The organism is Alteripontixanthobacter muriae, from assembly GCF_013336795.1.
Taxonomy (GTDB): domain Bacteria; phylum Pseudomonadota; class Alphaproteobacteria; order Sphingomonadales; family Sphingomonadaceae; genus Pseudopontixanthobacter; species Pseudopontixanthobacter muriae.
Genome location: NZ_JAAFZT010000005.1, coordinates 149,554 through 164,470, shown reverse-complemented (window position 1 = coordinate 164,470; position 14,917 = coordinate 149,554). Strand labels below are relative to the sequence as shown.

General features: G+C 61.2%; 12 protein-coding genes. 5 read left to right on the top strand and 7 right to left on the bottom strand.

The features are described 5' to 3' along the window. The first annotated feature begins 35 nt into the window (after positions 1-35). From G7A66_RS02205 to G7A66_RS02190, 4 genes are read left to right on the top strand one after another with little or no spacing between them, the layout of a single operon-like run. Positions 36-1,073 carry a FemAB family XrtA/PEP-CTERM system-associated protein gene (locus G7A66_RS02205; protein ID WP_174294069.1) on the top strand — a complete coding sequence of 346 codons (1,038 nt, stop codon included), beginning with the start codon at positions 36-38 and terminating at the stop codon, positions 1,071-1,073. Beyond that, positions 1,073-2,305: a TIGR03087 family PEP-CTERM/XrtA system glycosyltransferase gene (locus G7A66_RS02200; RefSeq protein WP_174294068.1), complete on the top strand. Its 1,233-nt coding sequence runs from the start codon at positions 1,073-1,075 to the stop codon at positions 2,303-2,305. The genes G7A66_RS02205 and G7A66_RS02200 overlap by 1 nt, the downstream gene beginning before the upstream one ends. Positions 2,306-2,336: 31 nt before the next feature. Continuing rightward, positions 2,337-3,851, top strand: coding sequence for an exosortase A (gene xrtA / locus G7A66_RS02195; RefSeq protein ID WP_332310469.1), 1,515 nt, complete (start codon positions 2,337-2,339; stop codon positions 3,849-3,851). Between the two features lie 9 nt (positions 3,852-3,860). Continuing rightward, entirely contained in the window at positions 3,861-5,759 is a 1,899-nt protein-coding gene (locus G7A66_RS02190) for an XrtA/PEP-CTERM system amidotransferase (protein ID WP_174294066.1), read from the top strand. A 6-nt stretch (positions 5,760-5,765) separates the two neighbouring features. Here the strand turns inward: G7A66_RS02190 and G7A66_RS02185 are convergent, their stop codons facing one another. From G7A66_RS02185 to G7A66_RS02170, 4 genes are all read right to left on the bottom strand, one after another. Then, positions 5,766-6,464, bottom strand: coding sequence for a pirin family protein (locus tag G7A66_RS02185; protein ID WP_174294065.1), 699 nt, complete (start codon positions 6,462-6,464; stop codon positions 5,766-5,768). A gap of 105 nt (positions 6,465-6,569) precedes the next feature. Next, positions 6,570-7,700 (bottom strand): cell division protein ZapE, encoded by a 1,131-nt coding sequence (gene zapE, locus G7A66_RS02180; RefSeq protein ID WP_174294064.1) that lies wholly within the window; start codon positions 7,698-7,700, stop codon positions 6,570-6,572. Between the two features lie 7 nt (positions 7,701-7,707). Then, positions 7,708-8,178 carry a PaaI family thioesterase gene (locus tag G7A66_RS02175; RefSeq protein WP_174294063.1) on the bottom strand — a complete coding sequence of 157 codons (471 nt, stop codon included), beginning with the start codon at positions 8,176-8,178 and terminating at the stop codon, positions 7,708-7,710. 3 nt (positions 8,179-8,181) lie between these two features. Further along, positions 8,182-8,964, bottom strand: a complete 783-nt coding sequence (locus G7A66_RS02170) for a succinate dehydrogenase iron-sulfur subunit (RefSeq protein ID WP_174294062.1) — start codon at positions 8,962-8,964, stop codon at positions 8,182-8,184. Positions 8,965-9,136: 172 nt separating this feature from the next. Between G7A66_RS02170 and G7A66_RS02165 the strand changes: the two genes are divergently transcribed. Further along, a complete protein-coding gene (locus G7A66_RS02165; RefSeq protein ID WP_174294061.1) occupies positions 9,137-9,886 on the top strand; it encodes an SDR family NAD(P)-dependent oxidoreductase in 750 nt (249 codons plus the stop codon). Here the strand turns inward: G7A66_RS02165 and G7A66_RS02160 are convergent. The 3 genes from G7A66_RS02160 to G7A66_RS02150 form a co-directional block, all read right to left on the bottom strand. Next, a complete protein-coding gene (locus G7A66_RS02160) occupies positions 9,880-10,680 on the bottom strand; it encodes a nucleotidyltransferase family protein (RefSeq protein WP_174294060.1) in 801 nt (266 codons plus the stop codon). The genes G7A66_RS02165 and G7A66_RS02160 overlap by 7 nt on opposite strands. A 1-nt stretch (position 10,681) precedes the next feature. Beyond that, positions 10,682-11,692 (bottom strand): D-alanine--D-alanine ligase family protein, encoded by a 1,011-nt coding sequence (locus G7A66_RS02155; RefSeq protein WP_174294059.1) that lies wholly within the window; start codon positions 11,690-11,692, stop codon positions 10,682-10,684. A gap of 147 nt (positions 11,693-11,839) precedes the next feature. After that, positions 11,840-14,773, bottom strand: a complete 2,934-nt coding sequence (locus tag G7A66_RS02150) for a ribonuclease E/G (protein ID WP_174294058.1) — start codon at positions 14,771-14,773, stop codon at positions 11,840-11,842. Positions 14,774-14,917 lie beyond the last annotated feature (144 nt).

The following is a 14,917-nucleotide window of genomic DNA, read 5'->3' as shown; positions in this document are numbered from 1 at the left end:
ATGCTCATTCAACTCTTGAGGCCCCGCTTACAGGAGTGCACTGTAGGATCATCGATTGCAATGATGCCGGAGCCGCTGCTGCGGTCGAGGCATTCGTAGCCGGGCAAGGGGGAACACCTTTCCACCGTCCCCGCTGGCTGCGTGCCATCGAACGCGGCACCGGCCAGCGAGGGGTCGGGATCGCTGCCATGGATGATAATGCGATGGTCGGCTGGCTTCCGATGACGGAGATACATTCTCCGATCTTCGGACGTGCGCTGGTCTCCAGCGGCTTCGCTGTCGATGGCGGTGTATTGGCTGAAAACAGATCGGTGGCTGAACTGCTTTGCAGCCATGCACAGGATCTCGCCCTGCGCCGCTCCTGCGACAGCATAGAACTGCGCGGCGGCATCGTTCCGGATGGCTGGCGGGCAACCTGTGACAGCCATAGCGGCTTCGTGGGCGAGCTTGCCTCAGGCGATGAGGAGCAACTGGCCGCCATTCCGCGCAAGCAGCGGGCAGAGGTGCGGAAAAGCCTGAGGATGGATTTCGACTTGCAGATCGGCAGGTCGGAACGTGACCGGGAGATGCATTACGATGTCTATGCGGAAAGTGTTCGCAACCTTGGAACCCCGGTATTCCCGCGTTCGCTTTTTACTGCGGTGCTCGATGAATTTGAGGACAGTTCCGACATTCTGACGGTGAGCGCCGGCGGAATGCCCGTCGCCAGCGTCCTCTCACTTTACAACCGGCAAACGGTAATGCCCTACTGGGGCGGGGGCACGCAGCAGGCTCGTTCGCTGCGCGCGAATGAGCGCATGTATTTCGAACTGATGCTGCATGCGCGGCGGCGTGGCTGCACGCGCTTCGATTTCGGGCGTTCGAAAACAGGCAGCGGGCCCTGGCACTATAAAAAGAACTGGGGCTTTACTCCCGAACCGCTCACCTACGCAAACTGGACGGCGCCGGGCCGGGCGCCCCGCGACGCAGACCCGACAAGCGCGGCCTATGCCCGCAAAGTTGCCTTGTGGAAGCGGCTACCGCTCGGCATTGCGAACCGCATCGGCCCCTTCATCGCGCGCGGGCTCGGTTGATGGGGGACATTCTGTTTCTTGCGCATCGCATACCCTTTCCGCCGGACCGCGGCGACAAGATCAGATCGCATCATCTGCTGCTGAAGCTGGCTGAACTGGCTCAGGTTCACGTTGGGTGCTTTGCCGATAATGACGTGGACCTTGGCCACGCCGTTGCATTGCGGGGCGTTGCGGCCAGTCATCAGGTGCTGCGCCGAAGGGCGGGGCTGGCCCTGCCGGGGCTGCGGGCACTCGCCTCGGGCAAGCCTGTCAGTCTTACCGCTTTTGATCATCCGGCTATGCGCGAATGGGTCAGCCGCACCTTGGCAGAAAAGAATATCGACTGCATCTTCGTCTTCTCCGGGCAGATGGGGCAATATGTTCCCGCTGATTTCGGCGGCAGGGTCGTCATTGATTTATGCGACGTCGATTCAGCGAAATTCGCATCCTACGCCGAGGGCGCAAGTGCTGCCAAAGCATGGATCTACGATCGCGAAAGCCGGCTTCTGGCGCGGGAGGAGGCACGGCTCGCAGCACGAGCCGACCACACCCTGCTCGTCAGCGAAGCGGAAGCCGAGCTTTTTCGGTCGCGATTGCCCGCAGGGAGCAGGCATTCGGTTTCAGTCCTGCGAAACGGTGTCGACACGGCACTTTTTCATCCACGGAACTGCCAACCCCATCCCGTTTTGGATCAGATGCCGGGTCCGCACATCGTTTTTACCGGACAGATGGATTATCCCCCCAACGTGGAGGCCTGTGAGAGAGTCGCCGATCGCATTCTGCCCATGGTCCGGGAGAAGCTGCCGAGCACAACCTTCCACATCGTCGGACGCGCACCGGTCGAGCGGCTGATCCGCCGCGATGGAAAGCAAGGCGTTCGCGTGTGGGGCGAGGTTCCCGATGTGCGGCCGTTCCTTTCCGCGAGCGACGCGGTGATCGCGCCTTTGGCCATCGCGCGTGGCGTCCAGAACAAGGTGCTCGAGGCGATGGCGATGGCCAGACCGGTGGTGCTCTCGGCGGAAGCGGCGGCAGGGATCGATGCGACCGACGGCACGCATTGGTGCATCGGCCATTCCGATGCAGAGTTGGCCGATCAAGTCTGCGCCATCGTAGAGGATCCGGTATTTGCCGCCAATCTGGGCAGGGCTGCTCGCGATTACGTGATCGAGCATCAGGACTGGGATGCCATGCTCAAGCCCTTGGCGGCTCTCGTCGCTGGCTCTGCCCCGAGCGGGTGCCGCGATGCAGCCTGAACAGACAGCCAGCGGATCGAAGGGATTGGCTGTGATACTGCCTGCCGCATGGCGCGCTCCGCTCGCCACGCTGGCGGGGGTATGGCTGGTGACTTTTCTGGTCACCTGGCGCGAGTGGCTGGCCATGTTCGCCCAATGGTGGAATTCGTCCACCTATAATCACATTCTTTTCGTGCCATTCATTCTCGCCTGGCTGGTATGGCATCGACGCGAACAATTGCTGAAGCTGCCGCCGGAGCCCTGGTGGCCGGGCGTGTTCGGCTTTGGCGGCGCGTTGTTCCTGTGGCTGGTGGGAAGCGTCTCCGGGTTCAATCTGGCCGGGCAATCGGGGGCCGTTTGCACCCTGATAGCCGGTGTAATTGTCGTCCTTGGCCCGCAGGTCGCAGCGGGACTGATCTTGCCATTGGCCTACATGCTGTTCCTGGTGCCTTTCGGCGATGAACTTGTCCCGCCGCTGCAATCTGTCACCGCAGAAATCGTCATCTGGCTGACGGAAGCCAGTGGCATTCCGGCCGAAATCGAGGGCGTGTTCATCGACACGCCTGTCGGGCTGTTCGAGGTTGCGGAAGCCTGTTCCGGCGTGAAATTCCTCGTGGCCATGGCGGCATTGGGGGTTCTGGTTGCTGCCACCTGCTTCCAGCGCTGGCGCAGCCGGTTGATTTTCATGAGCGTTGCTCTCGCGTTGCCGATTATCGCCAATGGAATACGGGCCTGGGCCACAATTTATATCGCCCAGTCGCAGGGCATCGCTTTTGCAGAAGGCTTCGACCACATCTTCTATGGCTGGGTATTCTTCGCCCTCATCATGTTCCTGCTGCTGGCGATTGCCTGGCGCTGGGCGGAACGCCATCCCGATGATGCTGCAATAGATGCGGGCCGCATCCTGGCGTCACCCGCCTTGAGCCGCTTGTCCGAATATCGCTTTTCTCTTCGTACCGCTCTGCTCACCTCATTGGCCGCGCTGTTTGCCTTCGCCGCCTGGAATCTTGCCGCCTCGCGCGTAGAGGCAGCGCTTCCGGAGCAGGTTTATTTGCCAGGTGTTTTCGGGTGGCAAGCGGCCCGCTCGCCGCAAGAATTAGACTGGCAGCCACGTGCGAGCGGCGCCGACCACCGGTTGCTGGGCCGTTATGCGAACGCGGCCGGACAGACGGTGGACGTATCCTTGGCCGTCTATGCAAGGCAGGCCGACAAGGCGGAAGCGGGCGCATTTGGCGACGGAGCGCTGCCGCCGGACACTCCGTGGCGCTGGGTAGGGCAGAGTGCAGGAGCGGATGGCTACACATCCGACACATTGTTCGCACTTGGTCGTCATCGGCGATTGGCGCAGACGAGCTATTACCACGGATCGCTGCTGACCGGCAGCGTGTTGCAGCTAAAGCTGGCGACTATGCGTGATCGCCTCTTGCTGCAGTCAGTTCCGACTGCGACGCTGATCCTTTCGGCTGAGGAGGGACAGGGCAGGCCTGTCGCCGAACTGCTGGCCGAATTCCGCCGCAGCATCGGCGACGAAATGGCGTGGATAGACGGCATCCTGGAAAGCCGTTAGTCGGCTCCCATGTGCGGAGTTGCCGGTATTTTCCATTGCGAGACACCCAAGCCCGTCGATCCGGCACGCGTGGTGCGGATGACGGACGCTCTGGCCCATCGCGGGCCGGATGGCGCAGGTGTCTGGACTGGGTCGGGCATCGGGCTGGGGCACCGCCGCCTGTCGATCATCGACCTTCAGGGATCGCCGCAGCCGATGCATTCCGCGGACGGGAGGGCGGTCATCGTCTTCAATGGCGAAATTTACAACTACCGCGAATTGCGGTGCGAATTGCAGGCGGCTGGGGCAGTATTCCGCACCGATGGTGATACGGAAACCATACTTGCCGCCTGGCAGAAGTGGGGTGTCGACTGCCTTCAAAGGCTGAACGGCATGTTCGCTTTTGCACTGTACGATCTCGACAGGCGCGCGCTGTTCCTTGCGCGCGATCGGCTCGGCGTAAAGCCGCTGTTCACTGCCGCTCTCAGCGATGGCAGCATCGCCTTCGCATCGGAACTGAAGGGTCTGCTGGCGCATCCGCTTCTGCGCCGGCAGGTGGACCCTCTTGCGGTCGAGGATTACCTCGCCTGGGGATATGTGCCGGATCATCGCAGCTTCCTGAAGGGCGTCGAGAAACTTCCCGCAGGCCATTTCAGGCTTCTGGAGCAAGGGCGTCCGGCAGGAGCCGCCCGCCAATATTGGGATGTCAGCTTCGCCGAGCGCAGCAATGCAAGCCAGTCCGATCTATCGGAAGGTTTGCTTCATCACCTGCGGGAAGGCGTGACGTCACGCATGGTTGCCGATGTGCCGCTTGGCGCCTTCCTTTCCGGCGGGGTCGATTCCTCCAGCGTGGTCGCGCTGATGGCCGAAGCGAGTTCGCAGCCGGTGAACACATGCTCCATCGGCTTCGATGTCGCCGCGCTGGACGAAACATCCTACGCTGGCCAGGTGGCCGATCTGTTTGCCACCGACCACCGCACGCGCCGCGTCAATCCGGATGATTTTACCGAGACTGCACGCCTGGCAGGGATCTTCGACGAACCTTTTGCGGATGCATCGGCTCTGCCGACTTGGCGGGTCTGTCAATTGGCGCGAGAGAACGTGACCGTGGCCCTATCGGGCGATGGCGCCGACGAGGCCATGGCGGGCTACCGCCGCCACATCTTCCACGCGCGAGAAGAGCAGGCCCGTTCTCTGTTGCCTTCAGCGTTGCGTCAGCCCCTCTTTGGAACGCTGGGCAGATACTGGCCCAAGGCCGACTGGGCACCGCGTGTGCTGAGGGCGAAAAGCACCTTTCAGTCGCTCGCGGCAGATGGTCATGAAGGATATGCAAGGGCTCTCTCGGCGCTCACTCCCGAACTGCGGCAGTCGCTTTATTCGCCGGAGTTCCTGCGCCTGCGCGGTGAATACCGGGCCGAACAGCCGCTGCTAAAGATGATGCAGGTTGCTCCGGTCCGAAGCGGGCTGGATGCCGCCCAATATGCCGATCTGAAATTCTGGCTGCCCGGCGACATCTTGACCAAGGTGGATCGAACCAGCATGGCCGTTAGCCTGGAAGCGCGCGAACCTTTGCTCGATCACAGGCTGGTGCAATTCGCCGCCACCTTGCCCGAACGGCAGCGAATACGAAGAGGCCAGGGCAAATGGCTGCTGAAGCGCACGATGCGAGCCTATTTGCCTGATGAAATTCTCTACCGCCAAAAGCAGGGTTTCGTCACACCCATCGCGCATTGGCTGCGGGGGCCGCTGGCACCGGAGGCAAGGGCAATCGCCTCCGGTGCCGCGTTGGCGCGCAGCGGGTGGTTCGACAATGCGCGCATCGCCTTGCTGGCGGAAGACCACATCGCTGGCCGCGGCGATCATTCGCGGCTGCTATGGCAATTGCTCATGCTCGACAGATCGCTGAACCATCTGGGCGTAAGCGGCTAGGCTTCTTCAGCGTGCGTCGACCAGCACGATTTCGGCATCGTCCAGCGCCTCGACGATCAGTTCGTCCTCTCCGGTGACCGCGATACCGTCCCGCGGTTCAGCAGGTTTTCTGTTCACCGTGATGCGGCCTTTCGGGGCGACGAGATATTGGTGTCGTGCCGGGTCTGTATTCCAGCGGGCGGTCTGTCCCGCGCCGAGAGTCGCTGCCGCCACGCGTGCATCGGCCCTGATTTCGAGCGCATCGTTGCGTTTGGCTTCACCACTTGCCAGAATGGTGAAAGCTCCACTCCGGTCGGAGCGCGGGAACTCGCGCTGTCCCCACTGCGGGTCGCCGCCACGCCGATCGGGCAAGATCCAGATCTGGAACAGGGTCGTTGCTTCATCTTCGCGGTTGAACTCGGCATGGGTAATGCCGCTGCCTGCGCTCATCACCTGGACGTCTCCAGCGGCGGTGCGGCCCTCGTTGCCGAGGCTGTCACGGTGCGAAATCGCCCCGCTCCGCACGAAGGTCACGATCTCCATGTCGCTATGCGGATGCGGGGGGAAGCCGCTGCCGCCCGCTATCGTGTCATCATTCCAGACGCGGATCGCACCCCAGCCCATGCGGGAGGGGTCGAGATAGCTGGCAAAGCTGAAATGGTGCCGCGCATCCAGCCAACCATGATTGGCAGCGCCGAGCGAGGCGAAGGGGCGGAGATCGATCATCTGTTTTCCTGCTTCGGCGGGGTTGTCGAAGGGCCGCCGGTAGAGCCAGGATATGGGAACTGAAATTTGCGCGACAAGCGGACGTATGCTTGGGCGAAAGGTCGCCTATTCGTCCGAACCGTGACCGAGCGCCAGATACTCCCGGCTCTGCATTTCCTTCAACCGGCTGACCGTTCGCTCGAATTCGAAAGTTCCGTCGCCTGCGACATAGAGGTCCTCCGGTTCGACCTCTGCGGTTGCAAACAGCTTCACCCGGTGTTCGTAGAGCGCGTCGATCAGGGTAATGAACCGTGCCGCTTCGTTGCGCATGTCGGCACCCATTTGCGGAATGCCGACCACGATGACCGAATGATAGTTCTGCGCGATCGCCAGATAGTCGCTGGCGCCGCGTGCACTTTCGCACAGGCGCTTAAAGCTGAAGACGGCAACGCCCTTGAAGCTTTTGGGAACATGAAGGATCCGGCCACCGCCGAGATCCAGCTCGCCCGAAGGGACGTGAGCCGCATCTTCGGGTTCGTAATCGGTCAGGCGGAAGAAAGCCTCCCGCACCTTGGCAGTCGCTGTTTCGCCCAGCGGCGTATGCCAGGTTTCGATCCCCTGCAGCCGTTCCATGCGGTAATCCGTCGGTCCGTTTAGCGGGAGCACCTCGAGGCGCTTCTCGATCAAGTGGATGAAGGGCAGAAAGTGTTCGCGGTTCAGCCCGTCCTTGTACAGGTCGGAGGGCGGCCGGTTCGAAGTCGTGACAACAGCGACATTCTCATCAACGATCAGCGCACGGAAAAGGCGGCTCATGATCATCGCATCGGCGCTGTTGTTCACCACCATCTCGTCGAAGCAGAGGCAGCGGGTATTCTGTGCCAGCTGCGCTGCGACGACGGGAATGGGATCGCCGCTTTCGGTCTTCCGCGCTTCCCGCATCATCCGGTGCACTTCAATCATGAAGGCATGAAAATGCGCGCGGCGCTTTTCCGGGATGGCGAGCGCATCGTGAAACAGGTCCATCAGCATCGACTTGCCGCGGCCGACACCGCCACACATGTAGATACCGCAGGGCGCATCCGCAGGACGGCCGCCGCCGAACAGACGCTTCAGTAATCCGCCCCCACCGTTCGACGGGCGTGTTTCCAGCTGCTGCTGAAGCTCCTGCAGCGCCACCACCGCCTGCTCCTGCTGTGCATCGGGGCGAAGTTCGCCAGCATCGATCAAGGCACGATAGCGCGCCAGAACGCCTGTCATGCAGGGCTCACTTGCGGGTTGCCTTGCGAATGATGCCGCTGAAGCCTGCAACCGTGTCATCTTTCTGCACGACCTGCCCGCGAAGGAACATCAACCGGCCGGTTTCGCGCACGACCTCGACTACGGCGTCCAAGGGCCGCGAGGGGTCTCCACCTCCGATGAACTGGGTAGAAAGTTCGAGTGTGACCGCCATGCCGGCATCACCCCGGCCCAAAGTCCGAAGCGCCGCGAATAATGAGATGTCGATCAGCCCCAGCGTAACCGCGCCGTGGATGATCTCCTGCAAATTGGTATGACGATGTTCGGGGATCATGCGCAGGCGGCACGTTTCGCCTTCGACCCGGGTCCACATCGGGCCCATGACCACGCCGTTGAAGCGCGTATTGTCCTTCAGGTTCCAGGTGTGCCAACCCGGTTGCTCCGGATCCTCACGATATTCGAAGAAATCGCTATCCGGCTGCCCGTCAATTCCCCGCATCGATCACATCTGCCGTTCGGCTTCCATCTTCTTGATCTCGGCGATCGCCTTGGCCGGGGAAAGCCCCTTCGGGCAGACATTCGCGCAGTTCATGATCGTGTGGCAGCGATAGAGGCGGAACGGATCTTCCAGCTGGTCGAGGCGCTCACCCGTCATTTCGTCGCGGCTGTCGGCCAGCCAGCGATACGCCTGCAGCAGGATCGCCGGCCCGAGGAACTTGTCGGAATTCCACCAATAGCTAGGGCATGCCGTGGAGCAGCAGGCGCAGAGGATGCATTCGTACAATCCATCCAACTGCTCGCGCTGTTCGGGGCTTTGCAGACGTTCCTTGCCGCTGGGGGTCGTGGAGACGGTCTGCAGCCAAGGCCGAATGCTGGCATATTGCGCATAAAAATGCGTGAAATCGGGAACGAGGTCCTTGATCACTTCCATATGCGGCAGCGGTGTGATGCGGATCTCGCCCTTGAGATCGCCGATGGCAGTGGTGCAGGCGAGCCCGTTCTTGCCATTGAGGTTCATCGAACAGGAGCCGCAGATCCCTTCGCGGCAAGACCGGCGGAATGTCAGTGTCGGATCGATCTCGTTCTTGATCTTGATCAGGGCGTCCAGAACCATCGGCCCGCAATCGTCGAGGTCAATCTCGAAAGTATCGTAACGTGGGTTCGCGCCGGTATCGGGATCGTAGCGGTAGATCTTGAATTTCTGGACCCGTCCAGCACCTTCGGCACGATGGCTGCGCCCGTCGCGGGTGATCCTGGAATTCTTCGGAAGGGTGAAGGTGGCCATGAGTATCAGTTCCTGCTGCGATGCCTTCCAATTAGTGATTCATGCCCGAAAGGCAAGCAATTCGCGGGTTTTTCGCTGGTGCTGCAAGGCATGACGTTACGGCAGCGGTAGATGGCTCGACGCTGATCGCATGTGGTTGGATCAGGTGGCGGAGCAGGCTAGGATGCTCTTCATGGATGATTGGATCAACAAGGTGGATGCTGCCGCCATCTTCGGCGCGTCCGGCGGAATCGGCCGGGCCATGGTCGAACATTTCGTACAAGGCGGAGTTCGGAGGATCTACGCAGGATCGCGATCTGGCAATTGCGGGTCATTCGAAAGTGACACCGCGCCGGCCGTAAAGGAGTTTGCTTTCGATCTGACGAACGAGGAAAGCATCAGGCTTGCCGTTGCTTACATGCAGGGCGACCCGCCCGATCTGATCATCGTCGCTACCGGGCAATTGTCCACCGACGACGGGAAGGCACCGGAACGATCCTATCGCAAGCTGGATGCCGAAACGATGGAGCAAATCTTCCGGGTCAACGCGATCGGCCCGGCCATCATTGCCAAACATGCCTTGCCCCTGTTCACACGCGACCGGCGTTGTGTCTTCGCAGCTCTGTCGGCACGCGTGGGTTCCATTTCCGACAATCAACTAGGCGGCTGGCACTCCTATCGCGCCAGCAAAGCGGCCCTGAACATGATGCTGCGCAATTTCGCCATTGAATTGCGCCGAACGCATCCGCAGGCCGTGATCGCCTCGCTCCACCCCGGAACCGTTGACACGGCGTTGAGCGAACCTTTTCAGGGCAATGTTCCCGAAAGGCAGCTGTTCTCGTCCGCCCATTCGGCCGAACGGCTGATAGATGTTCTGGATGGTCTGACGCCTGCAGACAGCGGCGGTTTCTTTGGCTGGGACGGCGAGCCGATCGCCTACTGAGCAGAGGCTTCGCGTTTCGCGAGCAATTGTTCGCAGACCGCATAGGTCCGCTCATTATCGACGTCGATAGCCAGAGCGCCGTTCGTGAAATGCGCGGCACTCAGGTTAAAGCCCAGCTTGCGGCTAACCCGCTTCAGAGCGGCAGGCAAAGAGATGAGGCCGAAGCGCATGAGCAGGATGTTGCTGAGCCCGAAGGCGCGAATCATCCGGCCCGGGTTTGCCTGGAACTGGCCACCCTCGCGGAAGATCTCCGCAGCACGTAGGGCCGCACGATCGGCAAGTCCGTAGATGTTGCAATTGGCATAGCTGGCATCACGAAAGCGATAGAAATTGCGCTGACCTTCGGGATGCGCTGAAAGGACCGCCTTGTCCGTCGCCAGCGCAAAAACGGCGTCGGCCTGCGCGAGTTCTGCCCGGACCGTGTCAACGGCGCTGGTGTCCAGCAAAACATTGTCGGCAGTCGTCACGAGAAAAGGACCGTCACGGTTCTCCGCCGCCGCAAGCACGCTGTCTACGATGCCTGTTGCGGCTGGCGTGCAGCGGATTGGCAAATCGGCGCGCTGGTGAGCGGCGATGATCGGTGCAAGCCCGCTCTTCGCATCATCTTCAACCGAGATGACGATCTCGCTGATGTTGCTGGCTGACGCCAAGGCCCGCAGGACATGGTCGATCAGCGGCCGGCCGCAAATCGGCACCAGGCACTTGTGCGAAACCCCGGCCCGTTCGGCCAAGGGGTTGACGACACCGGCACGCTGGCCCGCCAGCACGATTGCAGTGATCGGATAATCTGCCAATTCAGCGTTCCACCAGACCTTGTCGCATCATGCTTTCCGCGAGGATGGTTTCGAGCAGGTCGCCGTGAGAGAAGCCGCCAAGTGCGGACGCTTTCGCCATGACCTTTTCAGACCAGAGATTGCAGTTCAGATTGACCTCGATGAAATTGATGTCGCCTGTTTTCGGGTCGAAGCGGAACTCGAAACGACCGTAATCGAATGGATTGAACGCTTCGGCGATTGTGCGGGCGAAAGCAGCCACCTTCGGCGCAAATTCTGCATCGTCGAACCGCTTGAGCGTATCTTTCTCGGTATTCTGGACCAGATCGCGCTTCTCGTAATAGGTCCAGAGGCGCTGCGTGTCCTCACGTTCGTACCACAGCATCGGCATTGCCGTGGGTTCACCCTGAAGGGTGATGAACGCGCATTGCAGATCATATCCGTCGAGATACGGCTCAACGATGGCGTCATGGCCCTGTCCATGAATGTTTGCCACGGCATTTTCGACGCCGTTCCACTCCGTTGCATCGGCAATGCCCCAGCTGGCTGACGATGCATTGGGCTTGATGACCCAGCGTTCCGCCGGCGGGCAGTCCTGTTCACGAACGGGAGCGCCGCGGCGATAGCAATACCACGGCGCGGTCGGCACACCGGCGTGATGAGCAACCAGCTTGGCGGTCGCCTTGTCGTCGCTCAAACCGCGAAGGAACGGCATCGCTCCGACATAGGGAAGGCGATGCATGTTGCAAAGCAGCGGTATCATCATCTCGGAATTGACGAAACCGCCACGGTTCAGAAGCGGGAAGACGAAATCCGCTTCGGGTTCGCTGAACAGTACGTCGTAACTGTTGGCGAAGGAAAGGTTCAGATCCAGCTTTTCCAGCGTGGTGCGAACTTCGTGATGATAGATCGCGTGATTTCCGTCTTCGGGATGCATCCCGCCGCCCCATAGCGCGTGCTTCGCCATGAAAAGGATGCGGATGCGCTCCCTGGCGGCAGGCGGAATGCGGGTCGGTTCGATGCTGTCAGTCATGCGTCATCTTTCGCTGGTACTTTGCCGTGCCAATAGGAAATTCGCGGAGCATGCGCCACCCCTTCGGCGCTGCATGGTCAAAGTCACACGAAAAAAGGGGCAGGGCGGCTTTCGCCGACCCGCCCCTGTTTTTAGCCGTAATCAGCTTCAGGTGCCGAAGGTGCGCTGCCACCAGCCGCGGCGCGGCGGGCCGCTTTGTTCCGGTTCAGCCGCAGCAACGGATGTTTCCGGGCTGCTGTTGCTCTCGCTTTTGGCCGGCGCTTCGCTCGCCGCAGTGCGGGAGGGTTCGTCATTCAGCTCCGTATCGGCCGCTACCGGGTTCATCTCGGCACTGCTTGAGGATCTGCTGCGGCGGGGCTTGGCTGCAGCGGCGCCTTCCTTTTGATCCTTCTTTTCGGAAGTCTCGCCGCTTGCACTCTCACCCTCAGCCGCCTTCTTGCGCGGTGCACGGCGCGGCTTCCTGGCTGCCGGAGCTGCTTCATCGGAAGCGGAGGTCTCGCCTTCGTCAGCTTTCTTGCGGCGGCCACGCGGCTTGGACGCCGGCTTGGCACCGGCCTCGGAAGCGGCGTCGCTAGGCTCGGATGGAGCAGCATCGTCAGGCGCTTCTGCTTCCGCTTTCTTGCGGCGCCGAGTGCGAGGCTTGGGCTTCTCCAATATTTCGGCAGCAGCTTCCGCGCTTTCCGGCGTGCCATCCGGGCCGGTGACCACGGCAATGTCGTCATCCAATTGTTCGGACACCCCCTGCAGATGCGCAGCGTCCTCTGCGGTCACAGTATCCGGCTTGTCTTCCTTGCCGCCCTGCTCATTGCCGTTTTCATCGTTGCCGTTCTGCCCATCGTCGCCATTCTGACCGCGGCCGCCACGATTCCTGCGGTTGCGACCGCCGCGGCGGCGTCGCTTGCGCGGCTTGTCCTCGTCCTCGGCATTCTCGTCGTTGCTGCGCTCGCTTCGGTCATCGTCACCTGCTTCAGATGATTTGCCATCATCGTCGTCACGCTTTTCGTCGCTAGCGGCACCATTGCTATCACGGTCATCGCGGCGATTCCGCCCCCTGCCTCCTCGGCGTCGGCGTCGGCGATTGTCATTCTGGCTGTCATCGTCGTCGCGTTCGTCGCGCGTGTCCTCGTCTTCGGCATCATCTGTATCGATGTCGTCCTCATCGTCATCATCGTCGACGATGGGCTCGAACTTCGGTGCTTCGGACGGGCGAGGGCCGGAACTGCTCACCGACATCTTCGCGCCTTCGTCTTCCCCTTCGGGAATAACCTCGACCGAGACATTATAGCGGCGTTCGATTTCCTGCAGATCGGCGCGCTTTGCATTCAACATGTAGATGGCCGCTTCCGTGCTGGCGGAAAGCGAGATGATCGATCCCTTGCCCTTGGCAGCCTCGTCCTCGATCAGGCGCAAGGCCGACAGGCCGGCGCTGGAGGCGGTACGAACAAGGCCCGTTCCGTCGCAATGCGGGCATTCTCGGGTCGTGGCTTCGAGCACACCGGTGCGCAGGCGCTGACGGCTCATCTCCATCAGACCGAAGCCGGAGATCCGCCCGACCTGAATACGTGCACGATCGCTCTTCAGCGCATCCTTCATGCACTTTTCGACTTTGCGGATGTTGGAGTTGTTCTCCATGTCGATGAAGTCGATCACGACGAGGCCAGCCATGTCGCGGAGCCGCAACTGACGCGCAATTTCCTTCGCCGCTTCGAGGTTCGTCGCGGTGGCGGTCGCCTCGATCCCGTGTTCCTTGGTGGAGCGTCCCGAGTTGATGTCGATGCTGACCAGGGCTTCGGTCGGGTTGATGACAAGATAACCGCCGGATTTCAGCTGCACCACGGGATCATACATGGCCCGCAGCTGGTCTTCCGCACCGTAGCGCTGGAACAGTGGAACAGGGTCCGAATAGCTTTTTACCCGCCGCGCGTGGCTGGGCATCAACAGCTTCATGAATTGCTTGGCAGATTTGTATCCAGCCTCGCCCTCGACGATCACTTCCTCGATCTCGCGATTGTAGAGATCGCGGATGGCGCGCTTGATCAGGTCGGAATCCGAATGGATCAGCGCAGGTGCGCTCGACCCCAGAGTGTTCTCGCGGATTTCGTCCCATAGCCTTGCGAGGTAATCGAAGTCACGCTTGATTTCGGGCTTGGTGCGCTGGAGTCCGGCCGTGCGCACGATCAGCCCCATGCTGCGGGGCAGGTCGAGGTCGCCCACGATCTGCTTCAGACGCTTGCGATCCTGCGCGCTCGAGATCTTGCGGCTGATACCACCACCGTGGCTGCTGTTCGGCATGAGCACGGTATAGCGACCGGCAAGGCTGAGGTAGGTCGTCAGCGCTGCGCCCTTGTTGCCGCGCTCTTCCTTCACGACCTGAACCAGCATTACCTGGCGGCGGTGGACGACGTCCTGGATCTTGTAACGGCGGCGCAGGGCCATGCGCTTGGCGCGGACTTCGTCCACTTCCTTTGCGCGGCTGCGGCCACCCTTCTTCTGGCGATTGTTCTGCCGGCCGCGGCCCTGGCGACGCCCGCGTCCGCGGCGATTTCCGTCGTCATCCGAATTTTCGGAACCGTCGTCGGACTCTTCGTCTTCATCGCTGTCGTCGTCATCTTCGACATTGCCGTCTTCGATGGTGGAGACGCGATCCTTGTCGGAGGTGTCAATTTCCTCAAGGCCGTCTTCAGCCAGATCTTCCGCAAGCGATCCTGATGATTCATCGTCGGCGTCATATTCGTCGCCGGGGCTGTGCCCTTCGTCCTCTTCCTCGCTGCGAAGGCGGGCCTCCTCTTCAGCGGCTTCGGCTTCTTCGGCCAGCAGCTGTTCGCGGTCTTCCTTAGGAATCTGGTAATAGTCGGGATGAATTTCGCTGAAGGCCAGAAAACCGTGACGGTTGCCGCCGAAATCGACGAAAGCCGCCTGTAGCGATGGTTCGACCCGGGTTACCTTGGCGAGATAGATGTTGCCCTTGATCTGCTTGTGTTCGGCAGATTCAAAGTCGAATTCCTCGATACGATTGCCCTTGAGGACCGCCACACGTGTTTCTTCCGTGTGGCGCGCATCGATCAGCATGCGCGTTGCCATTATGTATTCTCCAGGTGCGTCCCGGCGGGCCGCAAAGGGCCGGGGGAACGCACGCAATATTGGTGGAGCCGCGGCCGGGGCGCGCGGCGAAGGGTAGCCGACTCCTGCCGATGCGAGCGAGGCCCGCATGGCCGGAGTACGGAA

Bases quoted from the DNA above. Each gene is read 5' to 3' on its own strand.
- G7A66_RS02200 (WP_174294068.1), top strand. From the start codon at position 1,073: ATGGGGGACATTCTGTTTCTTGCGCATCGCATACCCTTTCCGCCGGAC.
- G7A66_RS02190 (WP_174294066.1), top strand. From the start codon at position 3,861: ATGTGCGGAGTTGCCGGTATTTTCCATTGCGAGACACCCAAGCCCGTC.
- G7A66_RS02185 (WP_174294065.1), bottom strand. From the start codon at position 6,464: ATGATCGATCTCCGCCCCTTCGCCTCGCTCGGCGCTGCCAATCATGGT.
- zapE (WP_174294064.1), bottom strand. From the start codon at position 7,700: ATGACAGGCGTTCTGGCGCGCTATCGTGCCTTGATCGATGCTGGCGAA.
- G7A66_RS02175 (WP_174294063.1), bottom strand. From the start codon at position 8,178: ATGCGGGGAATTGACGGGCAGCCGGATAGCGATTTCTTCGAATATCGT.
- G7A66_RS02170 (WP_174294062.1), bottom strand. From the start codon at position 8,964: ATGGCCACCTTCACCCTTCCGAAGAATTCCAGGATCACCCGCGACGGG.
- G7A66_RS02165 (WP_174294061.1), top strand. From the start codon at position 9,137: ATGGATGATTGGATCAACAAGGTGGATGCTGCCGCCATCTTCGGCGCG.
- G7A66_RS02155 (WP_174294059.1), bottom strand. From the start codon at position 11,692: ATGACTGACAGCATCGAACCGACCCGCATTCCGCCTGCCGCCAGGGAG.
- G7A66_RS02150 (WP_174294058.1), bottom strand. From the start codon at position 14,773: ATGGCAACGCGCATGCTGATCGATGCGCGCCACACGGAAGAAACACGT.